The sequence below is a fragment of the Endozoicomonas sp. ISHI1 genome (assembly GCF_024606225.1).
Lineage (GTDB): Bacteria > Pseudomonadota > Gammaproteobacteria > Pseudomonadales > Endozoicomonadaceae > Endozoicomonas_A.
Map to the genome: position 1 here is coordinate 13673 of NZ_JAGRPU010000052.1, position 17782 is coordinate 31454.

Genomic DNA, 17782 nt, shown 5'->3' on the forward strand with positions numbered 1-17782 from the left:
GGTTGCTTACCAACTGGTTATGACTTCCGATGACAGTGCTCTGAGCACCAAACCTCATTCATGGATTCCTGTAGAAGCCTTTTTTGCGGTCGGCTGGCTTTTACAAAGTTATTGGAACACCGATTCGCCTATGTTCAGTCCGATAAATAAACTGGAGGCCAGTCAGGATGACCCGTTTGCAATCACCACTATGATGCTCCCCGGAAATAGCCAAAAACAAAGCCAGCAAAGAAACGAGCAAACAGAATCATCCGGCCAGCAAGCCTCCGGAACATCCGCGCAACTGACAGGTTCTGTCACCAGACTCCAGCATCTCGGCTCTGGCGGCGGTAACGAAGAGCCGGATCAACCTCAACATACTCTCGGCTTAAATTGCCACGTCGATTCCTGTCATGGCGTTTGTAAACTTCGACAATCATCCCATATCGACGGGCCTGCTGATTGGTCGCTGAATCCTGAAGCAAATTCTACGGGCGATACAGGAGCAACATCCAAGCAAAGCTTGCTTTTCACACCATCGACTCATTTGCGGCATCGGCAGACAGGCATAACGACCCACAAGGCTAAATTTCGGCGGCATCTGGAAAGAAAATTCCTGAAAGCTGAAAATTTGCTCAGATTATCCTCATTCATTGGTAACTCAGACTATATGCCTTCCACCCGAAGGCAAGCATTAGAAGCAGCAGCTTGCAGTTGTGTTTTAAACCACCTCAATATAGCGTATTGCCTTGCTGATCCAGAGACTAAGGCTGCTGCGACTAAACTGGTATCTTTGTATACCTTGTATTCCTTACCTCATTCGGATGATTCGCAAGAACCAAAAAGAAAGTCAAAAAAGGCTTTATGTGAACTTGTGATCGATAATACTAAATATTTCCATATCATTTTTACCTACATAGCGGTTCCCGGTTGTGGTCGTTTAAAGCCTGAAAGATTTCTGGCTGTTATGCTCTCTCTATGTGAAAGCGCTTACCAAGACGCTTTTCCAAAAACAGTTATTGGTATTGGCTCGGGGCAAGCATTTCTTGAAAAATGTTTTAGTTTGATGGGCGACATTAATGTTAAATGCTATGACAAAGAACCATTAACTAACTTTTTACCTGTTGAACAAGCTGAATTCCCAAAAGATATTGACAAGTGCCTGCCTGATGATTGCAGTCATTGTTTACTGGTTTCAGCCTATCCACAAGGGTATTTAGGTCCTGTACTTTCGGAATTTATTCGACGGGGAGGGGAAATGCTCTGCACCACGATTGAGAATGATTTGTTTAGTGACATGCATGAAGGATATGAAGACGATCCCGAGGTTCTCAGGGACGGGATTAGACAGTTAAGGAATAAAAATGGAGAGTGCTTTGAAGTTGAATTAACTGATTACACGTTGATGGGGCCTCCATCAAGTATCCAGTTTTACAATTGGCCATCAAGTGTTAAGCAGCTTATGCTCGACTCTCACGATTCTTCGGCTATAAACGGTTATTGTGTTGATATCGTGTTTCCGCAATTCTTGGAATCAAGTTCTGATGAGTAATTGTTCTCCGGACAGCAGGGAGGCTTTTGTCTATTTTATTGCACTACCACATTTTTGGCCTACCTTTTCAACTTGTAAACACGAAATGAATTTGAGGGTAGAGTTTTGAAGAAAACACTTTCAGCGACACTGCTGTCGCTGCATTGGTCGTTATCTTTGATCTGTCAGGCCGAACCGTTGACAGGACATTTTGTTGTCGAGCATAAACAGAAGAATCAGAGCCTTTCTATTAAGCGAGACCTGAATTCATTGCCGGGCAGCCCGTCAGACATTGTCGACACTGACGGCTTTGCAGGATCAATTTTGCCGCCTGATGACAAAACACAAAAGCTTGGCGGTTATGGGCTGAAAATGACCTCTATTGAGTCCATTTCATGGCAATTGCATTGGGCTGTCTATATGCTGTTTACCTACGGACTCTTCTGGATCATCAAAGATGCGGCTCAGGACGGCGGACCTTATTGGTGGATATTTGCAGAAGGGATTGTTGCTGTCGGCTGGCTTTTAGAAAAAAACTATTGGAACACCGTTTCACCGAACCCAATGGATAAACCGGAGGCAAGTCAGAATGACTCGTTTGCGATCACCACAATGATGCTCTCCGGACAAGGTCAAAAACAAAATAACAAACCAAACCAGTCATCAGCATCATCCGGTCAGCAAGCCTCTGGGGCAACTACTCATCTTACAGGCTCTATCACCGGCCCACTGTCTTCAGGCTCTGGCGGGGGTAACGAAGGCCCTGAACAACATGACCAGTATACTTTGGATATAAATTGTTATATCGATTTTTGTCATGGCGTTTGTAAACTACGAGCATCATCCGATAGTACTGAGCCCGCTGAAGGGGCGCTGAATTTCTTAGAAACTTTGACAGACCATGCAGCAGGAACAACAGAGCAAGGCTTGCCTTTCCCACGAGAGAATGATCTCGGTCAAACTCTGGGTGATTCTGAGAAAAGCGTCCATCGGTCATCGATTAAAACCGACCCTGGAAATGGCTGTAAGAATACATACCCATTGGCTGCTGTGGCAGTCGGGGAATTAACCTGCGATTTAAAAGTGTTTGGCGTGGACGCGCGGAAGCGGTCATGCGGGATGGTCTGCAAGGGTTCGAAAGCTGTGCGGTACCACATAGAAAAGCACAAGGAACGGCGTGAGTGCTTTCTTAACAGAATCGACATGATGAAAATGAGAATAAGAATGAGAAGAGCCTCTCTCTACCCCGGGCAACACCCTTGTGATGAGAGAGTGGCCGGTACGGATGGCGAGGAGCAACGGTGTGGTGTGGTCTTGGATAATCCTCAGTCCCTGTGGTGTCACAAATTAAGATTTCACACCGGACCACAAATCAGTGAAGAGCAAGAATTCTGGGAGGATGGCCTGCCACACACATGTGGGCAGAGCTGCGAAAATGCCCCGGAGTTGGTGCGTCATAAAAAAAGATTCCACGAGCTGCGAAAATGCCACGAAATAGTGTTCTGTGAGAATGGCCACCTTCACCCATGCGGAATAGTCTGCGCGGATCTTCGAGAGTACTTTCGTCACATTAGCATACATCGAGAAAGTGAGTCTGTTGATAGGCAGTAGGTCGATGACAAAAAAGAGGTTTGTTCTCTTGATCTATCATTTTCCTGGTCTAATTTCCCCACCTAAGAAAGTTAAAACATAAAATGGATGTAAGGATAAAGTTCTTGATACACCTACGTTTTGTGACGCTGCTGTTGCTGCTGTCCTCGTCGTCTGTCATCTCTCAGGCTGCACCATTGAAAAGAAGTTTTGTTGTCCAGCTTCAACAGGATGGAGGTTCTCCGGGCCGGAGCTTTTCCATAAAACCTAACGAGCCGATGTTAGGCAACCCATCATACATTGCCGAAACAGACGGCTCTGCAGGATCAATTTTTCCGCCTGACGACAAACCACAAAGATTTGGCGGTTTTTGGGTAAAAACGGGCTTTTTTGATTTGATCTCGTGGCAGTTGATTGACGCCAATCATTTTCTGGTTGCTTACGAACTGGTTATGACCAACAATGACTTCGCTCTGGGCATCAAACCTTATTCATGGATACCAATAGAAGCGTTTTTCGTTGTCGGCTGGCTTTTACAAAGCTATTGGAGCACCGATTCACCGCTGTTTAGTCTAATGGGTAAACTGGAAGCAAGTCAGGACGACCCATATGCAATCACCACTATGACGCTCTCGGGTAATGGCCAAGAAAAAAACCAACAAAAAAACGAGCCAACAAAATCATTCGGTCAGCAAGCCTCAGGAAAAACTGCTCAATTCAAAGGCTCTCTCACCAGACCCGAAAATTTCGGCTCTGGCGGTGGTAACGAAGGGCCTGAACAACAACATACTTTCTGTTTAAATTGTTACGTCGATTCCTGTCATGGTGTTTGTAAACTCAGACCATTATCCGATGGCGATGGCGATGGCGATGGCGATGGCGATGGCGATGGCTCTGCTAAATGGTCGCTGAATCTCGTAGAAACTTCGACAGGCTACACCGGAGCAGTACCTGAACAAAGCTCGCCTTTTGTAACGTTGACTCGTGAGCGGCAGCGGCAGATAAACTTGATCAACCGCAGGGCCAGAATTCGCGTGTGTTCGGAAAGAATATTCTTCATGAAGCGAATGAAGGAATATCTGCTCAGATTGGCTGCTGTTGCGGCCGAAGAAATGGCCAAAAGAGGTGGCACAGAGTAACTGTTTTGTGACGTGATGGTGCCCAATAAGAATGGCCAGTGGGCCCAATGCAAGACAATGCGCAAAAACCTTCAAGAGCTGTTGTTATGCAGTAGCGGGCTTTTTTTATCACAAAAAATTTTTCATCCCAGAGTAGAGCGAAAAGTTGTTTCAGTCGCTTATGACTGATTTATGACTCTCTTTTGATCTACCTTTTCTATCTTAAAAAGTACAGAACACAAAACGATGTAAGGTTAATGTTTTGAAAAAAACACTCTCTTTGGCACTGTTTTGGCCGCTATTCTCGTTTTCTATCATCTGTCAGGCTGCACAGTTAACAAGAATTTTTGTTGTCGAGCCTCAACAGAGTGGAGGTTCTTCAAGCGGGGGCTTTTCTATACAGCCAGATCAGCAAATATTGCCGGGCACCCCATCATACCTTGGCGACAAAGACGGCTATGCAGAATTCATTTTGTCGCCCGATGACAAACTACACAGACCGCGCGGTTACGGGCTAAAAAGGTTCTTTATTGAGTCGATTTCGTGGCAACTGATTTACGCCACTCATTTCCTGGTTGCTTACGGACTGGTTATGACCACCCATGACGTCGGTCTGAAAGCCAAACCTTATTCATGGATATCTGCAGAAGCATTTGTCGCTGTCGACTTGCTTTTGAAAAGCTATTGGAACCCTGATTCATCGCTTTTTAACCCGATGGATCAACTGGAGGCAAGTCAGAGTGACCCGTTCAAGATTACCTCTATGATGCTTCCCGGACAGAGCCAAAAACAAAATGGCCAACAAAAAAGCCAGCCGACAGTATCATCCGGTCAGCAAGCCTCAGGTGCAACCAGCAACCAAATGACAGGTTTTTTCACCAGCCCTCCGGATTCCGGCTCTGGTGGCGGAGACGAAGGCCCCGAACAACACCAGCATACTTTGGGTTTAAATTGTCACGTTGATTCCTGTGATGGCGTTTGTAAACTCCGACCATCATCCGATAGTTCTGATTCAGCTGAAGCGGCGCTGGGTTTCGACAATTCTGAGCCACACGCCCGTAGATCACCGATTAAAACCGACCCGGGAAATGGCTGCAACTACAGACAATCACTGACTGCAAAAGGAGTCGCAGCAATGGCAGTCGATTTGACTGAGGGACTGACCTGTCATTTGCAAGTACTTGGTGTGGATGGCCAGAAGCGGTCATGCGGGGTGGTCTGCAAGAGTCTGATAGCTGTGCGGGATCACGTAGAAGACCACGAATTTCGGCGTTATCACTGTCTTGAAAGCATCAACAGAATGAGAATGAGAAGAGCTTGTTACTATCCCGAGCCAAACCCTTGTGATGAGACAGTGGTTGGGGCTGATGGCAAGGAGCATCCGTGTGGTGAGGTCTTACCAAATGCTAAGTTCCTGTCGTGTCACAAATTAAAATTCCACACTGGGCCCCAGACCTGTCAGGAGACAGAGACCCTGGAAGATGGCCTGCAGTACCCATGCAGGTTGGTCTGCGAAAATGCTCTGGATTTGGCGCGTCATAAAAACGCATACCACAAGTCGCGGAAATGCTTCAAGATAGTGGTCTGTAAGAATGGCCATCTTCACCCATGCGGAAAAGTCTGCGCAGATTTTCCAGAGTGGTTGTTTCACGATAGAATGCATCGGGAAAGCAAGTCTTTTTACGTGCAGTAGGCTGATGATCTCAGTCTGGATTGGTTATAGTTCTCCGAACAGCAGAGAGACTTTTTCTATTCCAACATTTGGTTAATCTCTTATTTGAAAGGCAATCGTCGTTTTTTTTGTAATGCCGGGACACCGATGAACAAAAGTCCTTGCCCATGTTTTGCAGTAGTGTTTTTTTATTCCCGGTGCAACCTTTGGTTTTTCTGGAAAGACACGCTGACTTTCTTGATTTATCACTTTCTTGAACTAGCTTCATTTCAAAAAATGAAAACACGAAACAAAACACGAAACATTAGGTACGAAATATAAGACAGATTTAAGGTTAGGCTTTGAAAAACATACTCTCTTTGGCACTGATGTTGCCGGTATTCTCGGTTTCTGTCATCTTTCATGCTGCACACTCGACAGGAAGTATTGTCGTCCAGCGCCAACAGAGCGGAGGTTCTCCAAGCGGGAGTTTTTCTTTAAAGCCGGACCAGCGTAGATTGCCGGGCACTCCGTCCTACCCCGTCAATACAGACGGCTACGCAGAATCAATTTTGCCTGATGACAAACGACACAGGATTAACAGTTATGGGGTAAAAACCTCTTTTATTGAGTCGATCTCATGGCAATTGATTTATGCTGCTCATGTTCTGATTGCTTGCGAATGGGTTGTGACCACCAATGACGCCGCTCTGAAAGCCAAACCTTACCCATGGATACCTGCAGATGTGTTTGTCTCTTTTGGCTCACTCTTGAAAAGCTATTGGAACCCCGATTCATCAATATTTAGCCCGACTGAATCACTTAACTTGATTGAGCAAAAAATTCAACAACAAGAAGCGAATCAGGATCATCTGTTCACGATCATCTCTATGATGCTCCCCGGAAATGGCCAACAAAAAAATAGCCAACCAAACCCGCCATCAGCATCCTCCGGTCAGCAAGCCTCAGGAGTGGCCACTCATGCAGGCAATTTTTATTTCACCAACTTCCTGTCTTTCGGCTCTGGCGACGGTAAAGAAAACCCTGATCAACACCAGCATACTTTGGGTGTGAATTGTTACGTCGATTCCTGTAATGGCATTTGTAAAATACGACCATCGTTCGATAGTAGCGAGTCAGCTGAAGGGGTTCAGCAAGGCTCTCCTCCCCCTGCTCAAAGAGAGATTAAACGTCGGAAAACTTATCCTATCCATGGTCATATAGGTGGCGACCTGCTCTGGGATATTGATCTACCCAGTCTTGAATGGTGTCTTGCTAAAAGAGCTTATGAAGGGGCCTATGCTTTATCGGATTCTGAAGAACTTGATCTTTCAAAGGTTGACGAAGAAACATTCTCCAGTGCTTTAACTGAATTTTTTGTTGATCCAATATTAACTTTTCTGAATTACAGAGTGCTCGTGACAAAGCACGACAGAAGCGACGAGTATGTGCACCTTGCTGCTGCAATGTGCAATGCCCTTGGGAACGAATATGAATATATTGTTGGTTTTTGTGCCAGTTGTGCCCATACCTTCAAATTTGGCTTTAGTCACTCACTTTTTCATATGGCCAGGGTGTTAACGAAATCTCGTGCACATAAAAGTTGGAACTTGCATCAGTTCAGACAAGATGTCATCGAAGGCCTGGATACTGATCGCCAGACTCTCGCAGAGAAGATTGCCCATCGAGAGGTAGAGCGTGTAAACACTATTCTTCAACAAGGCTCATCCATAGAAGATAAATATGAGCCTGTTGGTAATTTGGCATTAATTTTCTTTGCCCTTTCCGCCAACAATCGAAAAGAAGCAGTCAATCTTTTTTGGGAGGCTTGTTTTATAGATGCAGATGGCAACAGGATAACTCGGGATGACGAGCCCCCTGTATTCAGCGGACCCTATACAACTGAACCCACAGAAACTTATCGATATGTTTATTCTTCAGTAAGAAATTTAAAAGATATTGCTCATTTACAAAAACTGGTTAATCTGATTAAAAACTTTTTAATTGCGGATAAAGGCACGGCTTCAGCAAATTGTGAAAACAGGCCCCTGATGCAGAAGAGCGCTCGTTAAAGCTTTCACTTAGAGGGTGTGGGTGCGCGGAAGGCCATAAATATACTCAAGAACCACTCCACCATGATGGGTAAACTACTGGCAGACATTCGTCGCCTTTTACTGTCATGCCGACTCCGTTTTAATAAAAAAGCCCGCTCATGTCTTGCATCAGAGGTTTTTTTACCTACCCGCTTTAACCTTTTGTTTTAAAAAAACGCTTATTTTCTTGATCTAACACCTTGTTGATCTACCTTTCCATTCTAAAAAATAAAAACAAGACACAACAATCAACAAAGTGGGAACCAATGAAAAATTCATCCTCTGTGGCACTGTTGTCGCTGCTGCTCTCTATGTCTGCTATCGGTCAGGCTGAATCATGGACAAGGCATTATGTTGTCGAGCTTGGACAGGATGGAAGCTCTCCTATGGGGATCTTTTCCATAAGGTCTGGCCAGCACACATTCCCAGACACTCCGTCACACCTTGTCGACACAAACGCCTATACAGAAGCAATTTTGCCGTCCGAAGACAAACCACATAGACTCGGTAGTTATGGTGTGAAAACGTCCTTTATTAAGTCAGTCTCGTGGCAATTGATTTACGCCACTAGTGTGTTGGTTGCTTACGATCTGGCTATGACTACCGATGACGCAGCTCCGGGTGCCAAACCTTATTCATGGATACCTGTAGAAGCCTTTTTCGCTGTTGGCTGGCTTTCAGGAAGCTATTGGAACACCGATTCACCGCTGTTCATCCCGATAGATAAACCGGAGGCCGGTCAGGATGACCCGTTTGCGATCAATACTATGATGCTCCCCGCAAATGGCCAACAACAAAGGCAACAACGAGAAGAGCGAACAGAGTCATCTATACAGCAAGCCTCAGGGGCAAGCACTTTTACAGGTGCTCTCACCGGTCCCCTGTCTTCCGGTTCAGGCGATGGTAACGATGGTCCAGAACAACACCAGCATACTTTAGGTTTAGATTGTCGCGTCAGTCCTTGTAAAGGTATTTGCATCTTCCGACCAGCATCCAGCAGGATTGAGCTGGCTGAAGGGTGGCTGAATTCCATGGACAGTACAGCAGTTGGAGGAGGAGCAGAACCTGAACAAAGCTCATTCCACGATGTCCCTGATCGATACTACTCTGCATGGGATTATTGCGATGCAGTAATTCACTTCGATCTCGATAATGCCTTTGATAATGTCATCGGTAATCAACGCGATCATTATTTCTATGTCACTGGACGCTTTGATAACAATCCAACCAATCGCCAACGCCCTATAGATTCAATGAGTGTGGGGGCAGCCAGTACAGCTGAAGAACCCATCCGTGACGAGACAGTGACCCGGGACGATAGACAGCATCAGCCATGTGGGAAGGTCTTCAGGAGTGATAAAGCTTTGCAGGGACAATTAAGAGAATACAACAATAGGCAACGGAGGCTACGTAAATTCATAATGGACGATATGGCCAAAAATAAAGGCCACTCTTATCTGAAAGTTTGTGAAGATAAAGTGCTCTGGCGGGATGGCCAGCGGCGAAAATGCGGGGCGGTCTTCGATAATGCTCAATGCTTGCTGGATCACAAAAGAAGCAACCACAAGCCGCAAATCTGTGACGAGACGGTGGCCGGTGGGAATAACCAACAGCCATGCGGAATTGTCTGCGAGGATTTTGAAGAGCTGATCCATCACAAGCAGTTCGATCACAGAGGAAAGCATCTAAAACACAAGCCTGTTGATTTGGAACAAGGTAATGACCTCGGTTTTCCAAAAGATAAACAGTAATTCGGCTTCCAATCAGACTCAAAACACGCTTCCGAGAGGGCATCCATCCATGGAAGTTCCTATACCACATGATGACTAGCTATCCGTGGTCATCTCGAATAAAAACGACAGCGTTTGTTGAGGAAAAACGCTTACTTTCTTGATCTGTCACTTCCTTGGTCTAACCTGACTGACTAGAAAATACGAAACACAAAAATAGATGTAAGGATATAGCTTTGAGAAAACCGCTCCCTGTGGTGCTGCTGTTGCTGATGCTCTCGTTGTCTGTCATCTGTAAGGCCGAACCATTGGAAAGTCGCTTTATTGTCGAGCTTGGACAGGATGGAGGTTCCTCAGACGTGACTTTTTCCATAAGGCCTGTCCAGCATTCATTTATAGACAACCCTTCATACCATGCCGACAGTGGCTATGAAGGACTCATTTTTCCGTCTGACGACAAATCACAGGGAATTGGTGGTTATGGGTTAAAAACATCTCTCATTGAGTCGATCTCATGGCACTTGCTTCACGCCGCCAACCTGGTGATTGTTTACGAACTGGCTTTTACCCCCCATGACACCGCTCTGAGTGCCAAACCTTATTCATGGATACCTATAGTAGGAGCGTTTGTCGTTGCCGACTTTCTTTTGAAAAGCTACTGGAACCCCGATTCATGGTTGCTTAACCCAACGGATCAACTGGAGGCGGCATCTATGTTGGCACAGGCGGATCACCCGTTTGTGATCACTAATATGGTACTTCCCGGGCGTGGTGAACAAAAAAATGACCAACAAAATCCATCATCAGCCTCAGCTGATCATCAGGCCTTAGGAACAACCGCCCAACTTACAGGCTCTATCACCAGTCCTCTGGGTTTGGGCTCTGGTGACGGTAACGAAGACCCTGAACAACGCGAACATACTTTCGGTTTAGATTGTTACGTCGATTCCTGTCATGGCGTTTGTAAACTCCGACAATCATCTGGTAGCGAGTCAGCTGAAAGGTTGCTGAATTCGGAAGGAAGTCCGACAGCCCCTGCGCAAGGAATACCCGAACAAGGCTCTATTGAAACGATGAATGAACTCACTCAAATCCTGCACCATTTTCAGCCACAAGCCCTGACAATATCGATTAATACCTTTCCGGCTAATAGCCGCAGCAATACATGTTGTGTACCGGATGCAGCGGCAGCCATGAAAGCCGGGGAACTGACCTGTAAAGTGCCCATGCACGGAGAGGATGACCAGCTGCGGCCATGCGGGTTTTTCTGCAATAACAGGAAAGCTATGCGGGCGCACAAAACGAAATACCACACGAAAAGTCGTCTGCACTTTCTTGAGGGTTTGAGCAGCATGAGAAAAAGCAGCTCGGAAAAGGCAAGACTCTTTATCTATCCCGAGACACACCGTTGTTACGAGACAGTGATCGGGGAGGATGGCCAGCAGCAGCCGTGTCATGAGCCCCTTCCAACGGCTCAATCGCTGTTAGATCACAAATTAAGATATCACCCCGAATCACAGGCCAGTGATGGGACAGCGATCGGGGACGATGGCCAGCGTTCAGGCGGAATAATGAGCGAGAATGCGCAGACCCATCAGGCAAAAGTGCATCGAAAACGCAAGCCTTTTGATGCAGATCGAGATGATCACCTTAACCCTCCGGAAGGTACAGAATGATCGGGCTCCCAGCCAGGCCCGAAGCAAGCTTTCAGAAGGGATGGATATCACACTATTTGTTATTTCGATTTTTAAAAAACCGGACAGTCGTCATCACAACTCGCATTCGACGATTCAGGTGGACTCAATCGGGGCCGGGTAATCGCCTTGCTGTAGCTCTGTCATCTTCCCTGAAGTTCATCGCTTTTCTCAAACCGGTTCTTACGACAGTCATCAGGTATCAGACATCGGTGTTTCAGTAAAATTTCAGCACGTTTGCCATGGATAGGAGAATGCATGAACCATTATGTTTTAGTTCTTTGCCCCTTGTCCTCTCGTCTATCCTCATTGCTCCTATCCACAGAAAACAAAGGATAGAACCATTAAAAGTCTACTCTTGCACGTATTGGTCTTTGTGCCATTTGTCTGCACGGTTGAGCCACAGACCTACCGTTTTATCGTTGAGGTTAACCAGAATGGGGCTTTGACAAGCCAGAGTTTGTCTATAAAAACTGAGCCGGTCAGATTATCTGCAATTCCTATGAGCAATGGGAGGTCGGTGCAAAACGAACCATCACACATTACCCACACAAACGGATATTCAGGCCCAGGCACGCCTCGCGATGACAAACCCTGCAAGCGAAACAAACTTCAGATCATTACTTTGATGTACGGAGCGGGCGGCGGTAACTATTCCCGGACAACGGGGCCAGAGGGTCATGGTCAGTCATTCAATAGACATTCAGAAAAGACGCATTATCTATACGACAATGGACATCATGATGAAAGTTCCGGTCGGCCCACAGACTCCCGACATAGCCTTGACGAAAATTGCCATGAACAGCCCTGTTGTCACCGACTAGGACGCTGTATCTTCGCTCCCTCCACAACTATCTGGTGTCGTTCAACCTCAGATGATTCTTTCGTTTGCAGAACAGATGTCTGTTTGCAAACAGGCGATCAGGAATCTGGCTCGGTAAGCCATCTTGCTGAAGGTCTGACAGTTGTCTCAGGAGCTGACAGCACAACCGATCCATCATTGACATTAAATCCACCTCCTGCAAAAAAACAAAGGAAGGCGGGCTTAAAAAAATACCGATGTGATCACCCCGTCTGTGAAAAATTATTTAGCTCTCAAGCCTCATTGAGTACTCACAAAAGGCAATATCACACCGGAGAGAAAACCTGCCCTAAGTGTCAGAAGACCATACCAAACGCGAAAGCCCTGTCGGTTCACAAAAGAAAAAATCACACCCCAGAGCAAACCTGCCCTGAGTGCCAAAAGATCCTGCCAAACGCTCATGCCCTGTCGAATCACAAAAGAAAAGAACACACCCCGGAGCTAACCTGCCCAGAGTGCCAGAAGACCCTGCCAAACTCTCAAGCCTTGTCGGTTCACAAAAGAAAAGATCACACCCCGGAGCAAACCTGCCCTGAGTGCCAGAAGACTCTGCCAAGCGTTCAAGCCCTGTCGGTTCACAAAAGTCTATATCACACCGGAGAGCAAACCTGCCCTGAGTGCCAGAAGACCCTGCCAAACGCTCAAGCCCTGTCGAATCACAAAAGAAAAGATCACACCTCGGAACAAACCTGCCCTGAGTGCCAGAAGACCCTGCCAAACGCTCAAGCCCTGTCGAATCACAAAAGAAAAAATCACACCCCAGAGCAAACCTGCCCTGAGTGCCAGAAGACCCTGCCAAACGCTCAATCCTTGTCGACTCACAAAAGAAAAGATCATACCCCGGAACAAACCTGCCCTGAGTGCCAGAAGACTCTGCCAAATGCTCAAGCCCTATCGGATCACAAAAGAAAAGATCATACCGGAGAGCAAACCTGCCCTGAGTGCCAGAAGACCCTGCGAAATGCTCAAGCCCTGTCGGATCACAGAAGAAAAGATCACACCCCAGAGCAAACCTGCCCTGAGTGCCAGAAGACCCTGCGAAACGTTCGAGCCCTGTCGTATCACAAAAGAAAAGATCACACCCCAGAGCAAAGCTGCCCTGAGTGCCAGAAGATCTTGCCAAACGCTCAAACCCTGTCGGAACACAAAAGAAAAGATCATACCGGAGAGCAAACCTGCCCTGAGTGCCAGAAGACCCTGCCAAACGCTCGAGCCCTGTCGGATCACAAAAGAAAAGATCACACCCCGGAGCGAAGCTGCCCTGTGTGTCAGAAGACTCTGCCAAACGCTCAAGCCCTGTCGGATCACAAAAGAAAAGATCACACTTCAGAGCAAACCTGCCCTGAGTGCCAGAAGACCCTGCCAAACGCGAAAGCCCTGTCGGTTCACAAAAGTAAATATCACACCGGAGAGCAAACCTGCCCTGAGTGTCAGAAGATCCTGTCAAATGCTCGAGCTCTTTCGGATCACAGAAAGCAACACCGAAAACGAAAGCTTGATGGCGCAAAGTCAAGTGATTGATTTCTGCTTGTCATAGGTTCAGCAGGCAAAGGTGCTGTAGTCGTTTGGGCATGATCTGAAGGGCAATGTTCACGTCTATCTGTCTATCACCCGGGGCCGGTTAACCGATGACAAAAAGACATGGAAGGAAATCTTCTTCAGCAAGCAGGTCTTAATGGCCCATGCGGCACTACGAAATCATCAATCCGCTTCGACTGCACCATGAAAAGCACGGCCCTGGCAGGCTCGTTGCGCTGGTGTGACAGGATATCTATTGTGGCTTTGTAACCCGGGTTTGACATCTACAGTTCTCTGCTCGTCCCTGAGTTCAACGCTTTGCTAAAACCGGTTTTTACGACAGTTACCAGATATAAAACATCGGTGTTTCAGTAAAATTTCAGCTCGTTTGTCATGGATGGGGTAATCCATGAACCACTGTTTTTTAGTTCCTTGTCTCTTATCCTCTCGTCTATCCTCACTGCTCCTATCCATAGAAAACGAAGGATAGAACCATTAAAAGTCTACTCTTGCACTTATTGGTCTTAGTGCTTTATGTCTGCCCGGTTGAGCCGCAGACTTACCACTTTATCGTTGAGGTTAACCGGAATGAGGCTTCGACAAGTCAGAGTTTGTCTATAAAAACTGAGCCGGTCACATTATCTGCAATGCCTATGAACGATGGGAGGTCCATGCAAAACGAACCATCACACATTGCCCACACAAGCGGATATTCAGAGTCAGGCTCACCACCCTATGACAAACCCTGCAGACGAAACAAACTTCAGATCATCACTTTAATGTACGGAACGGGCGGCGGTAACTATTCCCGGACAACGGGGCCAGAGGATCATGGTCAGTCATTCAATATGCATTCAGAAAAATCGCATTATCTATACGACCACGACCATAATGATGAAAATTCGGGCCGTCCCACGGACTCCCGACATAGCCTTGACGAAAATTGCCATGAACAGCCTTGTTGTCATCGACAAGGACGCTGTATCTTCGGTCCCTCCACAAGTACCCAGTGTTGTTCAACCTCAGATGACTCTTTCGTTTGCAGAACAGATGTCTGTTTGCAAACAGGCGATCAGGAATCTGGCTCGGAAAGCCATCTTGCTGAAGGTCTGACAGTTGTCTCAGGAGCCGACAGCACAACCTATCCATCATTAACATTAAATCCACCTCCTGCAAAAAAACAATGGAAGGCAGGCTTCAAAAAATACCAATGTGATCACCCCGGCTGTGAAAAATTATTTAGCTCTCAAGCCTCATTGAGTACTCACAAAAGTCTATATCACACCGGAGAGAAAACCTGCCTTAAGTGTCAGAAGACCGTGCCAAACGCGAAAGCCCTGTCGGTTCACAAAAGAAAAGATCATACCCCGGAGCAAACGTGCCCTGAGTGCATGAAGACCCTGCCAAACACGAAAGCCCTGTCGGTTCACAAAAGTAAATATCACACCGGAGAGCAAACCTGCCCAGAGTGCCAGAAGACCCTGCCAAACTCTCAAGCCTTGTCGGTTCACAAAAGAAAAGATCACACCCCGGAGCAAACCTGCCCTGAGTGCCAGAAGACCCTGCCAAACGCTCAAGCCCTGACGAATCACAAAAGAAAAGATCACACTCCGGAACAAACCTGCCCTGAGTGCCAGAAGACCCTGCCAAACGCTCAAGCCCTGTCGAACCACAAAAGAAAAGATCACACCCCGGAACAAACCTGCCCTGAGTGCCAGAAGACCCTGCCAAACGCTCGAGCCCTGTTGGATCACAAAAGAAAAGATCACACCCTGGAGCAAACCTGCCCTGAGTGCCAGAAGACCCTGCCAAACGCTCGAGCCCTGTTGGATCACAAAAGAAAAGATCACACCCCGGAACAAACCTGCCCTGAGTGCATGAAGACCCTGCCAAACGTGAAAGCCCTGTCGGTTCACAAAAGTAAATATCACACCGGAGAGCAAACCTGCCCTGAGTGCCAGCAGACCTTGCCAAACGCTCAAGCCCTGTCGTATCACAAAAGAAAAGATCATACCGGAGAGCAAACCTGCCCTGAGTGCCAGAAGATCTTGCGAAATGCTCAAGCCCTGTCGGATCACAAAAGAAAAGATCACACCCCAGAGCAAACCTGCCCTGAGTGCCAGAAGACCCTGCGAAACCCTCGAGCCCTGTTGTATCACAAAAGAAAAGATCACACCCCAGAGCAAAGCTGCCCTGAGTGCCAGAAGATCTTGCCAAACGCTGAAACCCTGTCGGAACACAAAAGAAAAGATCATACCGGAGAGCAAACCTGCCCTGAGTGCCAGAAGACCCTGCCAAACGCTCGAGCCCTGTTGGATCACAAAAGAAAGGATCACACCTCAGAGCAAACCTGCCCTGAGTGTCAGAAGATCCTGCCAAATGCTCGAGCCCTGTCGGATCACAAAAGGCAACACCGAAAAAGAAAGCTTGATGGCTCAAAGTCAAGTGATTGATTTCTGCTTGTCATAGGTTCAGCAGGCAAAGGCGCTGTAATCGTTTGGGCATGATCTGAAGTGCAATGTTCACGTCTATCTGTCTAACTGTTTTTTAGTTCCTTGTCTCTTATCCTCTCGTCTATCCTCACTGCTCCTATCCATAGAAAACAAAGGATAGAACCATTAAAAGTCTATTCTTGCACGTATTGGTCTTTTTGCCATTCGTCTGTTCGGTTGAGCCAGAGGTCTACCGTTTTATCGTTGAGGTTAACCAGAATGGGGCTTCGACAAGCCAGAGTTTTTCTATAAAAACTGAGCCAGACACATTATCTGCGATGCCAATGACCGATTGGAGGCCGGTGCAAAACGAACCATCACACATTACTCGCACAAACGGATATTCAGAGTCAGGCTCACCACCCTATGACAAACCTTGTAGGCGAAACAAACTTCAGATCATCACTTTAATGTGCGGAACGGGCGGCGGTAACTATTCCTGGACAACGGGGCCAGAGGATCATGGTCAGTCATTCAATATGCATTCAGAAAAATCGCATTATCTATACGACCACGACCATAATGATGAAAATTCGGGCCGTCCCACGGACTCCCGACATAGCCTTGATGAAAATTGCCATGAACAGCCCTGTTGTCATCGACAAGGACGCTGTATCTTCGGTCCCTCCACAAGTACCCATTGTCGTTCAACCTCAGATGACTTTTTCGACTGCAGAACAGATGTCTGTTTGCAAACAGGCGATCAGGAATCTGGCTCGGAAAGCCGTCTTGCTGAAGGTCTGACAGTTGTCTCAGGAGCCGACAGCACAACCTATCCATCATTAACATTAAATCCACCTCCTGCAAAAAAACAAAGGAAGGCAGGCTTCAAAAAATACCAATGTGATCACCCCGGCTGTGAAAAATTATTTAGCTCTCAAGCCTCATTGAGTACTCACAAAAGGCAATATCACTCCGGAGAGCAAACCTGCCCTGAGTGCCAGAAGACCCTGCCAAACGCTCAAGCCCTGTCGGTTCACAAAAGAAAAGATCATACCCCGGAGCAAAGCTGCCCTGAGTGCCAGAAGATCCTGCCAAACGCTCAATCCTTGTCGGATCACAAAAGAAAAGCTCACAGCGCAGAGCAAACCTGCCCTGAGTGCCAGAAGACCCTACCAAACGCGAGAGCCCTGTCGACTCACAAAAGAAAAGATCACACCCCAGAGCAAACCTGCCCAGAGTGCCAGAAGATCCTGCCAAACGCTCAAGCCCTGTCGGATCACAAAAGAAGATATCACACCGGAGAGCAAACCTGCCCAGAGTGCCAGAAGATCCTGCCAAACAGTCAAGCCCTGTCGACTCACAAAAGAAAAGATCACACCCCGGAGCAAACCTGCCCAGAGTGCCAGAAGACCCTGCCAAGCGCTCAAGCCCTGTCGAATCACAAAAGAAAAGATCACACCCCGGAGCAAACCTGCCCAGAGTGCCAGAAGACCCTGCCAAACGCGAAAGCCCTGTCGGATCACAAAAGAAAAGATCACACCCCGGAGCAAACCTGCCCAGAGTGCCAGAAGACCCTGCCAA

Annotated in this window: 10 protein-coding genes; all 10 read left to right on the plus strand. The window is 47.1% G+C overall.

The genetic code is table 11. The features are described from left to right. Positions 1-190 precede the first annotated feature (190 nt). Positions 191-1531 carry a hypothetical protein gene (locus KBW69_RS21090; protein ID WP_257282173.1) on the plus strand — a complete coding sequence of 447 codons (1341 nt, stop codon included), beginning with the start codon at positions 191-193 and terminating at the stop codon, positions 1529-1531. Positions 1532-1636: 105 nt separating this feature from the next. Next, entirely contained in the window at positions 1637-3121 is a 1485-nt protein-coding gene (locus KBW69_RS21095; RefSeq protein ID WP_257282174.1) for a hypothetical protein, read from the plus strand. Positions 3122-3225: 104 nt separating this feature from the next. Continuing rightward, complete coding sequence (locus tag KBW69_RS21100) at positions 3226-4239, plus strand: hypothetical protein (protein ID WP_257282175.1); 1014 nt, start codon at positions 3226-3228, stop codon at positions 4237-4239. A gap of 241 nt (positions 4240-4480) precedes the next feature. Then, positions 4481-5911, plus strand: coding sequence for a hypothetical protein (locus KBW69_RS21105; RefSeq protein ID WP_257282176.1), 1431 nt, complete (start codon positions 4481-4483; stop codon positions 5909-5911). Positions 5912-6231: 320 nt separating this feature from the next. Further along, positions 6232-7941 (plus strand): hypothetical protein, encoded by a 1710-nt coding sequence (locus KBW69_RS21110; protein ID WP_257275171.1) that lies wholly within the window; start codon positions 6232-6234, stop codon positions 7939-7941. A gap of 287 nt (positions 7942-8228) precedes the next feature. Beyond that, positions 8229-9713 carry a hypothetical protein gene (locus tag KBW69_RS21115; RefSeq protein ID WP_257282177.1) on the plus strand — a complete coding sequence of 495 codons (1485 nt, stop codon included), beginning with the start codon at positions 8229-8231 and terminating at the stop codon, positions 9711-9713. 215 nt (positions 9714-9928) lie between these two features. Then, positions 9929-11368, plus strand: coding sequence for a hypothetical protein (locus tag KBW69_RS21120; RefSeq protein WP_257275170.1), 1440 nt, complete (start codon positions 9929-9931; stop codon positions 11366-11368). Between the two features lie 376 nt (positions 11369-11744). Beyond that, positions 11745-13769 (plus strand): C2H2-type zinc finger protein, encoded by a 2025-nt coding sequence (locus KBW69_RS21125; RefSeq protein ID WP_257282178.1) that lies wholly within the window; start codon positions 11745-11747, stop codon positions 13767-13769. A gap of 506 nt (positions 13770-14275) precedes the next feature. Further along, on the plus strand, positions 14276-16219 hold the full coding sequence (locus KBW69_RS21130; protein WP_257282179.1) for a C2H2-type zinc finger protein: 1944 nt from the start codon (positions 14276-14278) through the stop codon (positions 16217-16219). Positions 16220-16398: 179 nt separating this feature from the next. Continuing rightward, a partial coding sequence (locus tag KBW69_RS21135) for a C2H2-type zinc finger protein (RefSeq protein WP_257282180.1) occupies positions 16399-17782 on the plus strand: 1384 nt, incomplete at its 3' end.